Below are 15,438 nucleotides of genomic sequence, written 5' to 3'. Positions count from 1 at the left end.
AATGTAGTTAAATGACAAAAAGATGAAAGGGAGAGTGAGTATTGTGAACATCAAGTCAATTGGAGCAGGGCTTTGTATGGCAAGTATGATGCTGGCATCGGTCACGTTCGGCGCCTCACATATTTCTGCAAAGGAGCAAGCGAAAAAAGAGTACATGATCGGCTTTTCTTCTTCCGTTCAAGATCATACACAAAAACAGCTTGTTGAAGAAGCTGGTGGGCATGTAAAAGAATCCATAGAGCAGATAGATATGATGAAAGTTTCCTTGAATGAGGCATCGAAAAAGAAACTAAATCAGGCAAAAGAAGTGACCTTCATTGAGGAGGACCAAAAGGCAAAAACAAGCGGTCAAACGATCCCATATGGCATCAAAAGCATCAAAGCACAAAAGGTACATAAACGGGGATACGCTGGACAAAATGTCAAAGTAGCCGTTCTTGACAGCGGCATTGATGGCAAACATGAAGATCTACATGTCACCGGGGGATTCAGCTTTGTTCCAACAGAGTCAGATCCGCTTGTTGACCCGCATGAACACGGGACGCATGTGGCGGGCACAATTGCAGCGTTAGATAATAAGGTAGGTGTCGTTGGTGTTGCGCCAAAAGCTTCAATCTATGCGGTCAAGGTGGCAGATGAAAATGGTGATGGCTACTATAGCTGGATCATTAAAGGAATTGAATGGGCCATTGAGAATGACATAGATGTCATCAATATTAGTATGGGAGGAGCAAGTGAATCTGAAGCGCTGAAAGAAGCGGTAGATCGAGCATATGACAAGGGTATTCTCATTGTGGCTTCTGCTGGGAATGAAGGAAGTTATGGCTCTCTCAACACAGTTGACTATCCAGCTAAATACAGCTCAGTGATAGCGGTTGCTTCTGTTGACCAAAGAAAACAAAGAGCTTTTGATTCATCTGTAGGCGAAGAAGTGGAAGTTTCAGCACCAGGCGTTTCAACGCTCAGTACCATTCCCCATAATGAATATGGCTACAAGAGCGGGACATCCATGGCATCACCGCATGTAGCAGGAGCTGCGGCTGTCATTCTATCAAAACATCCGAATCTGACAAACGATGAAGTGCGCGAGAGACTTTCAAAAACGGCTACACAGCTTGGAGATCCTTTTTACTATGGTGCCGGGCTTGTGAACGTACAAAAAGCGGCACGATAAATGAGAAGAGAGAGCAGTGTTTAGGCTGCTTTCTCTTTTTTCTTTCAATAAAACTGTCATGTTTCGTAATCTCTCTCATAGAATCTAGTAACCTTTACTATTTGGGAGGAAGACGCATGCGGAAAAAGTCTTGGAAGGAACATCTTCTTCAGCACGTAAAAGACCATCTATCGATTTATTTGTTTGTCTCTGTACTCTTTTTAATGGGCGTGATTTTTGGGGCCATCATCGTCAATAGTATGACAATTAGTCAGAAAGAGGATTTATTCTATTATTTAAATCAATTTTTTGGTCAGCTGACAAATGAGAAAGCAGCAGAGTCAAAAGAAATGTTTTTGCAAAGCTTTTTGCATCATATGAAATATTTAGGTCTTATGTGGATACTAGGGATATCTATCATTGGCCTGCCGCTCATCTTTCTCATGATCTTTTTAAAGGGAATTGTCGTTGGGTTTACAGTTGGTTTTCTAGTAAATCAAATGGGGCTGAGTGGTTTTTTCCTTTCGTTCGTATCGGTTCTTCCGCAAAACATATTACTTATTCCAGCCTATTTAGTGATTGGGACATGTGCGATTGCGTTTTCCATCCGTCTCATTGGGCAGCTGTTCATGAAAAAAACCATCAGTCAAGCACCTGTGCAGTGGTTCGCCCGGTATGCATCTGTTCTACTGATGATTTTAGCACTTGCTGCACTTTCGTCCTTTTTTGAATCGTACGTCTCCTTCATGCTCATGAAAAAGCTGGCAGGTGTTCTTTTCTCATGATTTTATAATTGTTATTAAATAATAATCAATTTATTTATCAATTTAAAATGATTATAGTTGGCTCCCAGCACATCATTTGATATAATGATCAAGTAATGTGGCGTAGGAGGGAAAGTCAATGGAAAATCGGATTGATCGAATTAAGAAACAGCTTCATTCTTCCAGCTATAAGCTCACGCCACAGCGTGAAGCAACAGTAAGAGTACTGCTTGAGAATGAAGAAGACCATTTAAGTGCAGAAGATGTATACCTCCTCGTAAAAGAGAAGTCTCCTGAAATTGGTCTTGCTACTGTTTATCGAACGTTAGAATTGCTAACTGAACTGAAAGTTGTTGATAAAATTAACTTTGGAGACGGCGTTTCGCGATATGATCTTCGCAAAGAAGGAGCCGCTCACTTCCATCATCATCTTGTCTGCATGGAATGCGGGACAGTCGATGAGATAGAAGATGATTTATTAGAAGATGTTGAAGAGATTATTGAACGTGACTGGAAATTTAAAATTAAGGATCATAGATTGACATTCCATGGTATTTGCCACCGGTGTCATGATGATGAATCCGGCAAATAATCCGAATTGGAACCTTTTCATTTAAGATGAAGAGGTTTTTTGCATTTTCGCTGTATATTCCTTGTCCCACCTGGCATATGCTGAAGTAATGAGAAGCTCGAGAAAGGACATGAGAATCATGCGAAAATGGCTCAAAACAACAGGTGAAGTGATGAAGGTATTTATCTTGTTCACTGGTTTTACCGTCCTGTTCTATTATGCTATGATATGGATAAATTCAGAATATGAAAGCTACCATCGTTATGATAAACCAGAGGGTGCAGCAATTAAAGTGATGGAAATGGATCAGCCGAATCAAGACAACTGGCAAGACCGATTGATTTATTTTTATCAAAACGGGGAGTAGAAATCATTGAACGATCAATTATCCGACTTTATTCATTTTATGACAGTAGAGAGAGGACTCTCTGAAAATACCATTGTTTCTTATAAACGAGATTTACAGAACTACTTGTCTTTTTTAATGACACATGAGCAGCTGACGGATATAAAAGATGTCACACGCCTGCATATCATTCATTATTTAAAAAAGCTAAAAGAGGAAGGGAAATCGAGCAAAACGTCAGTGCGGCATCTCTCCTCGATCCGGTCCTTCCACCAATTTCTGCTCCGGGAAAAAGTGACAACAGATGATCCGTCATGGAACATTGAAACGCAAAAAACAGAGCGGAAATTACCGAAAGTTCTCTCGCTAGGGGAAGTTGAAAAGCTGCTTGATACACCAAATCAGCACACTCCATTTGACTACCGTGACAAAGCGATGCTCGAGCTCTTATATGCGACAGGCATTCGCGTCAGTGAAATGCTGGATCTGACCCTTGCCGATGTTCACCTCACAATGGGCTTTATCCGTTGTTTCGGTAAAGGAAGAAAAGAGCGGATTGTGCCAATTGGTGAAGCAGCTGCAAGTGCGATTGAAGAATATCTCGAAAAGGGAAGAAGCAAGCTGTTAAAAAAACAGCCGGCAGATGCCTTATTTCTCAATCATCACGGGAAAAAAATGTCGCGGCAAGGTTTCTGGAAGAATCTGAAAAAAAGAGCTCTCGAAGCAGGGATTCAAAAGGAACTCACACCCCATACACTCAGGCATTCATTTGCCACGCATCTGCTTGAAAACGGTGCAGACCTAAGAGCTGTGCAGGAGATGCTCGGACATGCCGATATCTCGACAACACAAATTTATACACATGTGACGAAAACAAGACTGAAAGATGTGTATCACAAATTCCATCCAAGGGCATAAGTAAAGCATGACACGGTGAACGTGTGTCATGCTTTTTCATGTTTGCACCGTTTATGGTTGTCAACCGGCTTGTAAACGGTTTATACTTGAGATGTCAGACCTCTCTTTTTGAAAGGTTAAAAGACAAGAATATTGAAGGAGGCGCTTTTTAATGCCTGATTATCAGTATAAACGCATTTTCCTCGTCGTAATGGATTCAGTAGGAATTGGGGAAGCACCTGATGCTGCTGAATTTAATGATGTAGGTGCAGATACACTAGGACATATTGCTGAAAAAATGAACGGGCTTCATATGCCAAATATGGCGAAGCTTGGGCTGAGTCATATTAAAGAAATCAAAGGAATTCCAGCGGATGAGAAACCACTTGCGTATTATGGAAAAATGCAAGAGGCATCAAATGGGAAAGATACAATGACTGGACACTGGGAAATCATGGGTCTTTACATAGACACACCGTTTAGAGTTTTTCCAGACGGATTCCCAGATGAACTACTAAATGAACTAAAAGAAAAAACAGGCAGAGGCATTATTGGAAATAAACCTGCGTCTGGTACTGAAATTTTAGACGAGCTTGGCGAAGAGCACATGAAAACAGGCGATCTAATCGTTTATACATCTGCGGATTCTGTGCTGCAAATTGCTGCGCACGAAGAAGTGGTGCCATTAGATGAACTTTATCGCATTTGTGAAATTGCACGTGAGCTCACATTAGATGAAAAATATATGGTTGGACGCATTATCGCTCGTCCATTTGTCGGGGAGCCTGGTGCGTTTGTCAGAACACCGAACCGTCATGACTATGCTTTAAAACCATTTGACCGAACAGTGATGAATGAGCTGAAAGATGATGGGCTTGATGTGATTGCGATTGGCAAAATCTCTGATATTTATGATGGAGAAGGAATCACCTCTTCTCTCAGAACAAAATCGAACATGGACGGAATGGACAAGCTGGTTGATACACTTAAAACAGACTTTACGGGACTCAGCTTTTTAAACCTTGTTGATTTTGACGCCCTTTACGGACATAGAAGAGATCCAGAGGGTTACGGAAAAGCACTAGAGGAATTTGACGCCCGTCTTCCTGAAGTGTTTGACCTGTTAAAAGAGGATGATCTTCTTGTCATTACAGCAGATCATGGAAATGACCCGGTTCATCACGGAACAGATCATACAAGAGAATACGTTCCGCTCATTGCTTACAGCAAAAAGCATCAAGGAGCAAATGAACTGCCAACTCCAAAAACCTTTGCTGATCTTGGAGCAACGGTCGCAGACAATTTCAAGACAACGATGCCAAAATACGGCACAAGCTTTTTATCTAAACTCAAATAGGGGGGGAAATCTCGTGGGAGCACAGTTTTCAGAAGCGGCGGCATACATTAAACAAGCATCGACATACGTACCAACAGTTGGATTGATCTTAGGTTCAGGGCTTGGCATTTTAGCAGATGAGATTGAAAATCCAATCAAATTGAAATATGAAGATATTCCTGGATTCCCTGTGTCAACAGTAGAGGGTCATGCAGGACAGCTCGTCATCGGGACGCTGAAAGGCACTGTCGTATGTGCGATGCAAGGACGTTTTCACTTCTATGAAGGATATGATATGAAGCAAGTGACGTTTCCAGTCCGTGTGATGAAAGAAATTGGCATTGAGACATGCATCGTGACAAATGCAGCCGGCGGTGTGAATACTTCATTCCATCCAGGCGATCTCATGCTGATTACAGATCATATCAATATGATGGGGACCAATCCATTAATTGGACCAAATGACAGTCAAGGCGTTCGTTTCCCTGATATGTCTGCCCCATACGATAAAGATTTGCTGGCACTTGCAGAAGAAACAGCTCAGCGGTTAGGCATATCTGTACAGCAAGGTGTTTATGCAGGGATGACAGGTCCTTCATATGAAACACCGGCTGAAGTTCGTTTCCTCAGAACACTTGGCGCAGATGCTGTAGGCATGTCGACGGTCCCAGAGGTGATTGTTGCGCGTCATGCAGGAATTAAAGTGCTAGGTATTTCATGCATTTCTAATGCGGCATCAGGTATTTTAGATCAGCCGCTGTCTCATGATGAAGTCATTGAAGTAACGGAAAAAGTGAAAGCGAGTTTCCTTGATTTAGTAAAAGACATTGTCAAACAACTCTCATAGCATGTTTTAAGAAGCCTTCTGTTTATCGACAGAAGGCTTTTTTTATGGCAATCATACGATCTCTGAATAAAACAGCCTCGATGAGGAAAAAATAGAAAGGATTACGATAATGGAGGTCTGCCACTTGAAACGTCATATATGTGCATTGTTTATTTTAATGATCCTTATCTCAATGGTTTCACCATCAGCGATAGCAAAAGAAAAGATTGAAAAACCAGAAGAAAAACAAACATCAGAATTGGTGCACGAAGCCAAATCAGCCATCTTAATAGAACGTGACACGGGAAAAGTGCTTTACAACAAAAACAGCGATGAAAAGCTGGCACCCGCAAGTATGACCAAAATCATGACGATGCTTCTCATCATGGAAGCCATTGATCAAGGAAAGCTGAAAATGACTGACAAGGTAAGAACAAGCGACTATGCAGCTTCAATGGGAGGGTCACAAATCTTCCTTGAACCTGGAGAAGAAATGACCGTGAAAGAAATGCTGAAAGGCATTGCGATTGCGTCTGGAAATGATGCTTCAGTTGCCATGGCAGAGCATATTGCAGGATCTGAAGAACAGTTTGTGGAGCAAATGAACAAAAAGGCAAAAGAACTCGGCCTCACCTCTACGGTCTTTCAAAACCCAACAGGACTTCCTGAAAAAGACCATTACAGTTCAGCTCATGATATGGCAAAAATGGCAAAAGAGCTGTTGAAATATGAACAAATCACCAAATTCACAGGGGTCTACGAAGACTATCTCCGTCAAAACACCGATAAAAAATTCTGGCTTGTGAATACGAACCGATTGATTAAATTTTATCCAGGTGTCGATGGGTTGAAAACAGGTTTTACAGGCGAAGCCAAATACTGTTTGACCGCAACCGCTAAAAAAGGAAACATGCGCGTCATTGCAGTTGTCTTCGGCGCAAGTACACCGAAAGACAGAAACGCTCAAGTGGTCAAAATGTTAGACTATGCATTTAGTCAATACACCACACACCCACTTTACAAACGAGGACAAGATGTAGCTGAAATCAAGGTAAGCAAAGGGACAAAGAAAAAAATTCAGCTTGTCACCTCTGAACCAATCTCCCTTTTAACGAAAAAAGGCGAAAATGTGGATCAGATTAAAAAAGAAATCAAATTGTCTCAGGATGTTACGGCTCCATTCTCAAAAGGAAAGGAACTTGGAACCATTGTCTTGAAAAAAGACGGAAAAGTGCTGCATGAAAGCCCTGTACAAGCCAAAGAAGGAATGGAAAAAGCGGGCGTTTGGACATTCTTCAAACGAGCGATGGCTGAATTTGTGAAATGGAAATAAAATGTGAAAGACTGCTGAAACAGGCAGTCTTTTTGCTATGAGGAAGAAGAAAAGAACATCTAAATGTGACGAATGGTCACTAGTTTTGTCATGGTGAAGGATTTACTTGATAAAAAAGAGAAACAATCTTTATCCGAAAATTAGAGCAAGGAGGAATAAAAAGATGAGCCTTGATATTCATTTTCAAGTAAAAGAGAGCGTACTTTGCATTCGATTAACAGGAGAGCTCGATCATCACTCCGCAGAAACATTGAGACAAAAGGTGACGAATTATTTGGAAACAGAGGACATTCGCCACATTGTGCTGAATTTGGCTGATTTAACGTTTATGGACAGCTCAGGTCTCGGAGTGATTTTAGGAAGATATAAAGAAATTAAACAGCTTGGCGGAGAAATGGTCGTCTGTGCTATTTCGCCAGCAGTGAACCGGTTATTTGATATGTCTGGCTTATTTAAAATCATCCGTATGGAGCCTTCAGAGCAAACGGCATTGCAAACATTGGGGGTGGCATCATGAGGAATGAAATGAACCTGACCTTCTCTGCTTTAAGTCAAAATGAATCCTTTGCGAGGGTAACAGTCGCGGCGTTTATCGCCCAGCTTGATCCGACATTAGATGAATTAACAGAAATCAAAACCGTTGTGTCAGAGGCGGTGACAAACTCCATTATCCATGGCTATGATGGGAATCCAGATGGCAAGGTGCATATCGAAGTCACACTTGATGACCATGTTGTGTACCTCACCATCCGTGACGAAGGGATGGGCATTACAGATCTTGAGGAAGCAAGACAGCCGCTTTTCACGACAAAACCAGACTTAGAACGCTCTGGAATGGGCTTTACCATTATGGAGAATTTTATGGATGATGTCATGATAGACTCATCTCCAGAAATGGGCACAACCATCCGTTTAACAAAGCATCTATCAAAAAGCAAAGCGCTTTGTAATTAAAGGAGCTGCTCATATGGATGTGGAGGTAAAAAAGCAAGCAAAAAAAGCCCAGCTGTCAAATGATGAAGTCAAAGAGCTCATCAAAAAAAGCCAAGACGGTGATCAGCAAGCAAGAGACCTCCTCGTAGAAAAAAACATGCGTCTTGTTTGGTCCGTTGTTCAGCGCTTTTTAAATAGAGGATATGAACCAGATGATTTGTTTCAAATTGGCTGTATTGGACTGCTAAAATCTGTTGATAAATTTGATTTGTCATATGATGTGAAGTTTTCGACCTATGCTGTCCCAATGATCATTGGTGAAATCCAGCGATTCATTCGAGATGATGGAACAGTCAAAGTCAGCCGGTCACTAAAGGAACTTGGTAATAAAATCCGGCGGGCAAGAGATGAATTGTCTAAGTCTCACGGAAGAATGCCGACCGTCCAGGAAATAGCCGAATATCTTGATATCACACCAGAGGATGTCGTCCTCGCCCAAGAAGCGGTCCGAACGCCGTCGTCGATTCATGAAACGGTGTATGAAAATGACGGGGATCCGATTACATTACTTGATCAAATTGCCGATCATTCAGAAGAAAGATGGTTTGATAAAATCGCGCTGAAAGAAGCGATCAAGGAATTAGAAGAACGAGAAAAACTCATTGTGTACTTAAGATATTATAAAGACCAAACACAATCTGAGGTAGCGGAGAGACTCGGCATTTCACAAGTACAAGTCTCGCGGCTCGAAAAGAAAATTTTAAAACAAATCCAAATGCAAATGGATCAAAAAGAGAGCTAGCCAATTCGGCTGGCTTTTTTCGTGTGGTAATTACCGGTAAATCAAGTTCTCTCGGTATGAGAACCATTTTTCACCACATACTATTTTTAACCCATCGTATAGGAAGTGACTTGGATGGACGGACAAATCTTTCTTCGGCTGCGCCATCGCATTAAGACCGGTAATGATCAGCTCATTTATTTAGAAGATATCGCCCAAATCACTGGTGATGAGTTTGCTGTACAAAAGCTTAGCAAGATGCCGATATATCATGTCAGTAAAAAGGATCGTCACATCGCCGTTCTTGATATCATGCATGTGGTCAAAACGATCAAAAAAACATGGCCAGACATCGACATTCAAACCGTCGGAGGCGCTGAAGCCATTGTTGAAATTGATACAGGCAAACGCCAGCTTTCTCCGATTTTATTTGTGTTCGTGTGGCTCCTATTATTTGTCGGAGCGGCGCTTGCCATTATGAATTTCCACGAGGATGTCAGTATGCGGCTCGTTCATATCCGCCTATATGAAATGATCACAGGAAAAACGGTTGAGCATCCTTATTTATTGCAAATTCCATATAGCTTCGGACTAGGCTTTGGCATGATTTTATTTTTCAATCATGTATTTAAAAAGCGTTTAAATGAAGAACCAAGCCCGCTCGAAGTGGAGATGTTTAAATATCAGCTCGATCTCGATCATTATGTCGCCCTTAAAGAAAATAAAGAGACAATGAAAGATATCCATGATCGGTAAGTGGCTTTTTGTCGCGTTAGTTGGACTTGGCGGCGGTTTAACGGTAGGAGCAGGGTTTGTGGCATTTCTCACAGTGCTTGGCATCATCCCTCGTTTAATGCAATTAACGAAAACGCAGCGCTTCATACAAGGATACGAGGCAGCTGTCATCACCGGGGCGGTCGTTGGCGGCTGGGCAACCTTGAGCGAGGTGCATTTGCATTTATCCAAATGGCTGGCGCTCCCGATCGGTCTTTTAGCAGGCATTTTCGTCGGCATGCTTGCAGCTGCGCTGACTGAAGTATTAAATGTACTTCCTATATTAACGAAAAGAATTGGAATGGACGGGAAAATTGTTTTGCTTCTCATGGCCATTGTCTTAGGCAAAGTATTTGGTTCACTATTCCATTGGCTGATTTATATTTAAAAATTTGGAGGGAACAACCGTGTCGAGTTTAAAAGAGAACTATCCATCTAAGGTGAAAACGTATCAGCCTAAACCTCCTTATGTCCTCAACTGCATCAAGGCTTTTCTTGTTGGTGGATTGATCTGTGCCATAGGCGAGGGGCTGCAACATTTCTATATTCACTTTTTTGATTTTAATGAAAAAACAGCAGGGAACCCAACAGTGGCGACCCTCATTTTAATTTCTTCTATATTAACTGGTATCGGTATTTACGATAGAATCGGCCAGTTTGCCGGAGCGGGATCGGCTGTTCCGGTGACAGGATTTGCAAACAGTATGACAAGTGCTGCCCTTGAGCATAGAAGTGAAGGGCTTGTTTTAGGGGTTGCCACAAATATGTTTAAGCTCGCTGGGAACGTCATTGTATTTGGTGTCGTCTCGGCATATGTCGTAGGGATCATTCGATACGTCTTGGAAAAGATGTTTTCGTAGGAGGAATGAAACGTGAAACTAACAGGTAAACAATCTTGGGTTTTTGAGCATAAGCTTTACGTCAATGCAGAGGGAACAGCTGCAGGGCCGAAAGAAAAAGAAGGACCGATTGGTCATTTAATTGATAAAACGTATGACGAAATGCATTGTGATCAAAAGAACTGGGAAATGGCTGAAAGAAAACTGATGGAAGATGCGATATCCAGTGCTTTATCAAAAGCAAATTTGCAAAAAAGCGATATTGATCTATTGCTGGCAGGAGATTTACTTAATCAAAACGTCACAGCAAACTATGTGGCGAGAGAACTAAAAATCCCGTTTCTATGTTTGTTTGGGGCATGCTCAACCTCAATGGAATCGGTCGCCATTGCGTCAGCACTCATTGATGGCGGTTTTGCCAATAGAGCCATTGCAGCGACAAGCAGTCATAATGCAACGGCAGAACGCCAATTTCGTAATCCAACAGAATACGGCGGACAAAAGCCAGATACAGCCACAAGTACCGTCACTGGGAGCGGAGCCGTTATTATTAGCCAGGAGACCTCTCCAATTCAAATTACAAGCGCTACAGTAGGCAGGGTGATGGATCTTGGAATTACAGATCCATTTGACATGGGATCGGCTATGGCTCCGGCAGCGGCAGATACCATCAAGCAGCATTTAGAAGACCTCGGAAGAACGGTGGACGATTACGATCTGATTTTAACAGGGGATTTATCTGGTATTGGTTCACCAATCTTAAAGGATCTTCTGAAGGAAGAAGGCATTCAGCTTGGGAGAAAGCATGATGATTGCGGTTTAATCATCTATACACCCGATCAAAATGTATTCGCTGGTGGGAGCGGCTGTGCTTGTTCAGCTGTTGTGACATTTAGTCACATTTTTCAAGAAATGAAAGCAGGAAATCTGCAAAGAGTACTCGTTGTGGCAACCGGAGCGCTTCTAAGTCCAATGATGGTCCAGCAAAAAGAGACCATTCCAACCATTGCGCACGGTGTCGTATTTGAGCGTGCAGGAGGAGAGAGCTAATGGATTATCTTATCGCTTTTGTTGCAGGCGGACTTATTTGCGTCATTGGTCAGCTTTTACTAGACATACTCAAACTTACGCCTGCACATGTCATGACCACCTTTGTTGTGGCGGGCACCATCTTAGACGGATTCGGTATTTATGATAAATTTATTGAATTTGCGGGTGCGGGCGCAACCGTACCAATCGTCAGCTTTGGTCATAGCTTGCTTCATGGAGCGATGCATCAGGCAGATGTACACGGGTTCATCGGAATCGGGATCGGTATTTTTGAATTAACTTCTGCTGGAATTTCAGCTGCGATTTTATTCTCATTTATTATCGCTCTTATCTTTAAACCGAAAGGATAACCTAATATGGGGCAAAGACGAAAAGTCATTTTAGTGACAGACGGAGATATATATGCTGCCAAAACCATTGAGCTTGCTGCTAAAAATGTCGGTGGGCGATGTATTTCCAGCTCAAAAGGAAATCCAAGCAAACGAACAGGACCTGAACTTGTGCAGATGATTTTAAAAACGCCGAATGATCCAGTGTTTGTCATGTTTGATGATTCTGGCCTGACAGGTGAAGGAACAGGGGAGATAGCGATGAAGCATGTGGCGCGTCATCCTGAAATTGAAGTCATTGGGGCGATCGCCGTTGCATCCAAAACGCATCAAGCTGAATGGACAAAGGTTCATGTTTCCATTGACCGGGAGGGTGAACTGACAGAATACGGTGTCGACAAGCATGGTCTTCCCGAAATGGAGCCTCATAAAATGAGCGGAGATACCGTGTATTGTCTTGACTCGCTCGATCTGCCGTTTGTTGTTGGAATTGGAGATATTGGCAAAATGGGACGGAAAGATGATCTGAGCAAAGGATCTCCGATCACAATGAAAGCAGTTGAATTAATTTTAGAAAGGAGTGGTTTCCATGAAGAAAGACAAGGTAAACGTGTACCGAGATCCGAAGAAAAATGAAGATTACTTTAAAGAAAATGTCGGAATGGGTCTCAGCTTTGACCTTGGCGTGCGGAAAATTTATATACACGATCAGGAAATCCAACTTTACTATGTAAATGGACTGTGTGATACACAGTATGTCATCTACTTATTAAAAGAGCTAGTTGAAATCAATGACAACGAACCTGAATCAGATGACATGGCCCGTGTGATTGAGAATCGTCTTGTCAATCAGCAGGTCTCAAAGGTTGAAACACTTGATGAAGCGGTAGACCAAGTGCTGTCGGGCCTTGTGGCAGTTGTAGTTGAAGGTGAAAACTACGCATTTATCATTGATGTCAGAAGCTATCCTGGCAGAATGCCAGAGGAGCCGGATACAGAAAAGGTTGTCCGGGGCGCAAGAGACGGTTTTGTTGAAAACATTATTGTCAATACAGCACTTATACGAAGACGGGTGCGAGATGAAAAACTGAGATACAAAATGCTCAAAGTAGGCGAACGTTCGAAAGCGGATGTATGTGTTTGCTACATTGAAGATATTGCGGACCCAGATCTTGTCGATATCATAGAGAAAGAAGTGTCAGGAATCAAAGTCGATGGGCTGACGATGTCTGATAAAACGATTGAAGAATTCATTATTAAACAAGGATACAATCCCTTTCCCCTTGTACGTTACACCGAGCGTCCAGATGTCGCCGCTAACCATATACTAGAAGGGCATGTCATCATTATTACGGATACATCTCCTAGTGTCATCATTACGCCAACCACCATTTTTCACCACGTTCAACATGCAGAAGAATACCGCCAAGCACCTGCAGTTGGTACGTTCCTAAGATGGGTACGCTTTTTAGGCATTTTATGTTCAACGTTTCTTTTACCAATTTGGTTTCTGTTTATCCTTGAACCAAGTCTTCTGCCAGATAATTTAAGCTATATTGGCTTTAACAAACCGTCCCATATCCCAGTGATTTTACAAGTATTTCTAGCTGATTTTGGGGTGGAATTTTTAAGGATGGCTGCGATTCATACGCCAACTGCATTGTCGACCGCCATGGGGCTGATTGCGGCTGTTTTAATTGGGCAAATTGCCATTGATGTCGGTTTATTTACACCAGAGGTCATTTTATACGTCTCACTAGCGGCAATCGGTACATTTACAACCCCAAGCTATGAGCTGAGTGTTGCCAATAAGATTGTACGACTCATCATATTAGCGCTCGTGGCGATCTTTAAGCTGAATGGACTCATCATTGGTTTTACGTTGTTACTCATCTACTTAACATCCATTCGTTCATTGCAGACGCCTTATATGTGGCCATTTCTTCCTTTTAACGGGAAGGCTTTGTGGCAAGTGCTGATTCGGACGTCTGTTCCTGGCTCAAAAGTAAGGCCAAGCATTGTTCACCCTCAAAACAGATCAAAAATTCCGCCAAATTCTTAACGCTCATTGAAAGTGGCTGAAGATTGTGATATTGTATTTTTAACTTTGAGAAACGGCAAAAAGGCAGCTCACGCAGCTGTCTTTTTTCAGCCGAGGCGGAGAAAGAGGGAATGACATTGTATTTACACGGCACTTGCAGACAAAATGAACTCGGTCATTTAGAAATTGGTGGTGTTGATGCCGTTTCTTTAGCTGAAACGTATGGGACACCACTTTATGTATATGATGTGGCTTTAATACGGGAGCGTGCAAAAAGCTTTCAAAAAGCATTTATAGAAGAAGAGTTAAAAGCGCAGGTAGCATATGCGAGTAAAGCATTTTCCTCCATCGCGATGTTTCAGCTTGCCAAGGAAGAAGGATTATCTCTTGATGTCGTATCAGGCGGGGAGCTTCACACAGCCATTTGCGCTGGGTTTCCGGTAGAAAAAATTCATTTCCATGGCAACAATAAAAGTAGAGATGAATTAAAAATGGCGTTAGAGCACGAGATCGGCTGTATCGTTGTAGATAATTTCTACGAAATGAAGCTCATTGAAGAGCTTGGTCAAGAGCTGTCAAAACAGGTGAAAGTGCTGCTCCGTATCACACCAGGTGTCGAAGCGCATACGCATGATTACATTACAACAGGCCAAGAGGATTCCAAATTTGGCTTTGACCTTCACAATGGACAAGCAGATGAAGCGGTGAAACAAGTGCTTGGATCAGAAGTGATCGAGCTGTTAGGCGTTCATTGCCATATCGGATCACAAATATTTGATACAGCTGGTTTTGTCCTTGCAGCAGACAAGATCTTTTTGAAGCTGGATGAATGGAGAGAATCATTTGGTTTTATTTCGGCCGTGTTAAACTTAGGCGGCGGCTTTGGCATCCGTTATACAGAAGAAGATGAACCACTTCCTGCGACAGAATACGTCGAGAAAATTATCCAAGCTGTAAAAGAGAACGTGACACGCTATGAGTTTGATATGCCGGAGATTTGGATTGAGCCAGGCCGCTCTCTTGTTGGAGATGCTGGGACAACGCTTTATACGATCGGCTCATCAAAACACGTACCTGGCATTCGCGATTATGTTGCGGTAGATGGGGGAATGAGTGACAACATTCGTCCAGCATTATATCAAGCGAAATATGAAGCAGCAAGTGCCAACAAAATGAGCCAATCGCACAATCAAACAGTTTCTATTGCAGGGAAATGCTGTGAAAGCGGAGATATGCTTATTTGGGATATCGATCTGCCAGAGTTATCACAAGGAGATTTATTAGCTGTCTTTTGTACCGGAGCTTACGGCTACAGTATGTCAAATAACTATAACCGCATCCCGCGCCCGGCTGTTGTATTTGTAGAAGACGGGGAAGCGCAGCTTGTGGTTGAACGTGAAACATATGCGGACATTGTCAAACTTGATTTACCTTATCAATCAAAAGTGAAATCATCTACGTAAAA

General features: G+C 42.3%; 19 protein-coding genes. All 19 read left to right on the top strand.

The annotated features are described in order from the left end of the window. The first annotated feature begins 43 nt into the window (after nt 1–43). Nucleotides 44–1,174: a S8 family peptidase gene (locus MKZ05_RS10745; RefSeq protein ID WP_339160076.1), complete on the top strand. Its 1,131-nt coding sequence runs from the start codon at nt 44–46 to the stop codon at nt 1,172–1,174. A gap of 116 nt (nt 1,175–1,290) precedes the next feature. Further along, on the top strand, nt 1,291–1,938 hold the full coding sequence (spoIIM, locus tag MKZ05_RS10740) for a stage II sporulation protein M (protein WP_034661156.1): 648 nt from the start codon (nt 1,291–1,293) through the stop codon (nt 1,936–1,938). Between the two features lie 118 nt (nt 1,939–2,056). Then, a complete protein-coding gene (gene fur / locus MKZ05_RS10735) occupies nt 2,057–2,509 on the top strand; it encodes a ferric iron uptake transcriptional regulator (protein ID WP_003215577.1) in 453 nt (150 codons plus the stop codon). Nucleotides 2,510–2,627: 118 nt separating this feature from the next. Next, the gene (locus tag MKZ05_RS10730; RefSeq protein ID WP_003215798.1) at nt 2,628–2,855 is read left to right on the top strand and encodes a YqzK family protein; all 228 of its coding nucleotides are present in this window, start codon (nt 2,628–2,630) and stop codon (nt 2,853–2,855) included. A gap of 6 nt (nt 2,856–2,861) precedes the next feature. Then, nucleotides 2,862–3,752 carry a site-specific tyrosine recombinase XerD gene (gene xerD, locus MKZ05_RS10725; protein ID WP_003215982.1) on the top strand — a complete coding sequence of 297 codons (891 nt, stop codon included), beginning with the start codon at nt 2,862–2,864 and terminating at the stop codon, nt 3,750–3,752. A gap of 151 nt (nt 3,753–3,903) precedes the next feature. Beyond that, on the top strand, nt 3,904–5,088 hold the full coding sequence (gene deoB, locus MKZ05_RS10720) for a phosphopentomutase (RefSeq protein ID WP_003215717.1): 1,185 nt from the start codon (nt 3,904–3,906) through the stop codon (nt 5,086–5,088). A 13-nt stretch (nt 5,089–5,101) separates the two neighbouring features. Next, nucleotides 5,102–5,914 (top strand): purine-nucleoside phosphorylase, encoded by an 813-nt coding sequence (locus tag MKZ05_RS10715; RefSeq protein ID WP_050943816.1) that lies wholly within the window; start codon nt 5,102–5,104, stop codon nt 5,912–5,914. Nucleotides 5,915–6,038: 124 nt separating this feature from the next. Continuing rightward, the gene (locus tag MKZ05_RS10710) at nt 6,039–7,226 is read left to right on the top strand and encodes a D-alanyl-D-alanine carboxypeptidase family protein (protein WP_339160070.1); all 1,188 of its coding nucleotides are present in this window, start codon (nt 6,039–6,041) and stop codon (nt 7,224–7,226) included. Between the two features lie 163 nt (nt 7,227–7,389). Beyond that, nucleotides 7,390–7,743 carry an anti-sigma F factor antagonist gene (spoIIAA, locus tag MKZ05_RS10705; RefSeq protein WP_044141066.1) on the top strand — a complete coding sequence of 118 codons (354 nt, stop codon included), beginning with the start codon at nt 7,390–7,392 and terminating at the stop codon, nt 7,741–7,743. Continuing rightward, nucleotides 7,740–8,180, top strand: a complete 441-nt coding sequence (spoIIAB, locus tag MKZ05_RS10700) for an anti-sigma F factor (protein WP_012010447.1) — start codon at nt 7,740–7,742, stop codon at nt 8,178–8,180. Before spoIIAA ends, spoIIAB begins: the two co-directional genes overlap by 4 nt. Before the next feature lie 13 nt (nt 8,181–8,193). Beyond that, a complete protein-coding gene (gene sigF, locus MKZ05_RS10695; protein ID WP_003215778.1) occupies nt 8,194–8,961 on the top strand; it encodes an RNA polymerase sporulation sigma factor SigF in 768 nt (255 codons plus the stop codon). A 114-nt stretch (nt 8,962–9,075) separates the two neighbouring features. After that, nucleotides 9,076–9,696, top strand: a complete 621-nt coding sequence (locus MKZ05_RS10690) for a stage V sporulation protein AA (protein WP_003215534.1) — start codon at nt 9,076–9,078, stop codon at nt 9,694–9,696. After that, nucleotides 9,686–10,102 (top strand): stage V sporulation protein AB, encoded by a 417-nt coding sequence (locus tag MKZ05_RS10685; RefSeq protein ID WP_044141069.1) that lies wholly within the window; start codon nt 9,686–9,688, stop codon nt 10,100–10,102. Before MKZ05_RS10690 ends, MKZ05_RS10685 begins: the two co-directional genes overlap by 11 nt. Before the next feature lie 19 nt (nt 10,103–10,121). Beyond that, the gene (gene spoVAC / locus MKZ05_RS10680; RefSeq protein WP_003215687.1) at nt 10,122–10,574 is read left to right on the top strand and encodes a stage V sporulation protein AC; all 453 of its coding nucleotides are present in this window, start codon (nt 10,122–10,124) and stop codon (nt 10,572–10,574) included. Nucleotides 10,575–10,586: 12 nt separating this feature from the next. Continuing rightward, a complete protein-coding gene (spoVAD, locus tag MKZ05_RS10675; RefSeq protein WP_003215736.1) occupies nt 10,587–11,603 on the top strand; it encodes a stage V sporulation protein AD in 1,017 nt (338 codons plus the stop codon). After that, nucleotides 11,603–11,953: a stage V sporulation protein AE gene (spoVAE, locus tag MKZ05_RS10670; protein ID WP_003215479.1), complete on the top strand. Its 351-nt coding sequence runs from the start codon at nt 11,603–11,605 to the stop codon at nt 11,951–11,953. Before spoVAD ends, spoVAE begins: the two co-directional genes overlap by 1 nt. A 6-nt stretch (nt 11,954–11,959) precedes the next feature. Further along, nucleotides 11,960–12,568, top strand: coding sequence for a stage V sporulation protein AE (locus MKZ05_RS10665; protein WP_003216039.1), 609 nt, complete (start codon nt 11,960–11,962; stop codon nt 12,566–12,568). After that, nucleotides 12,513–13,994, top strand: coding sequence for a spore germination protein (locus tag MKZ05_RS10660; RefSeq protein WP_106918382.1), 1,482 nt, complete (start codon nt 12,513–12,515; stop codon nt 13,992–13,994). Before MKZ05_RS10665 ends, MKZ05_RS10660 begins: the two co-directional genes overlap by 56 nt. 116 nt (nt 13,995–14,110) lie before the next feature. Next, nucleotides 14,111–15,436 (top strand): diaminopimelate decarboxylase, encoded by a 1,326-nt coding sequence (gene lysA, locus MKZ05_RS10655; RefSeq protein WP_339162405.1) that lies wholly within the window; start codon nt 14,111–14,113, stop codon nt 15,434–15,436. The last annotated feature ends 2 nt before the right edge of the window (nt 15,437–15,438 follow it).

Source organism: Bacillus sp. FSL M8-0277, from assembly GCF_037975305.1.
GTDB classification, from domain to species: domain Bacteria; phylum Bacillota; class Bacilli; order Bacillales; family Bacillaceae; genus Bacillus; species Bacillus pumilus.
Note: the sequence above shows the minus strand (reverse complement) of the source record. Positions and strands in the feature narration are given on the sequence as shown.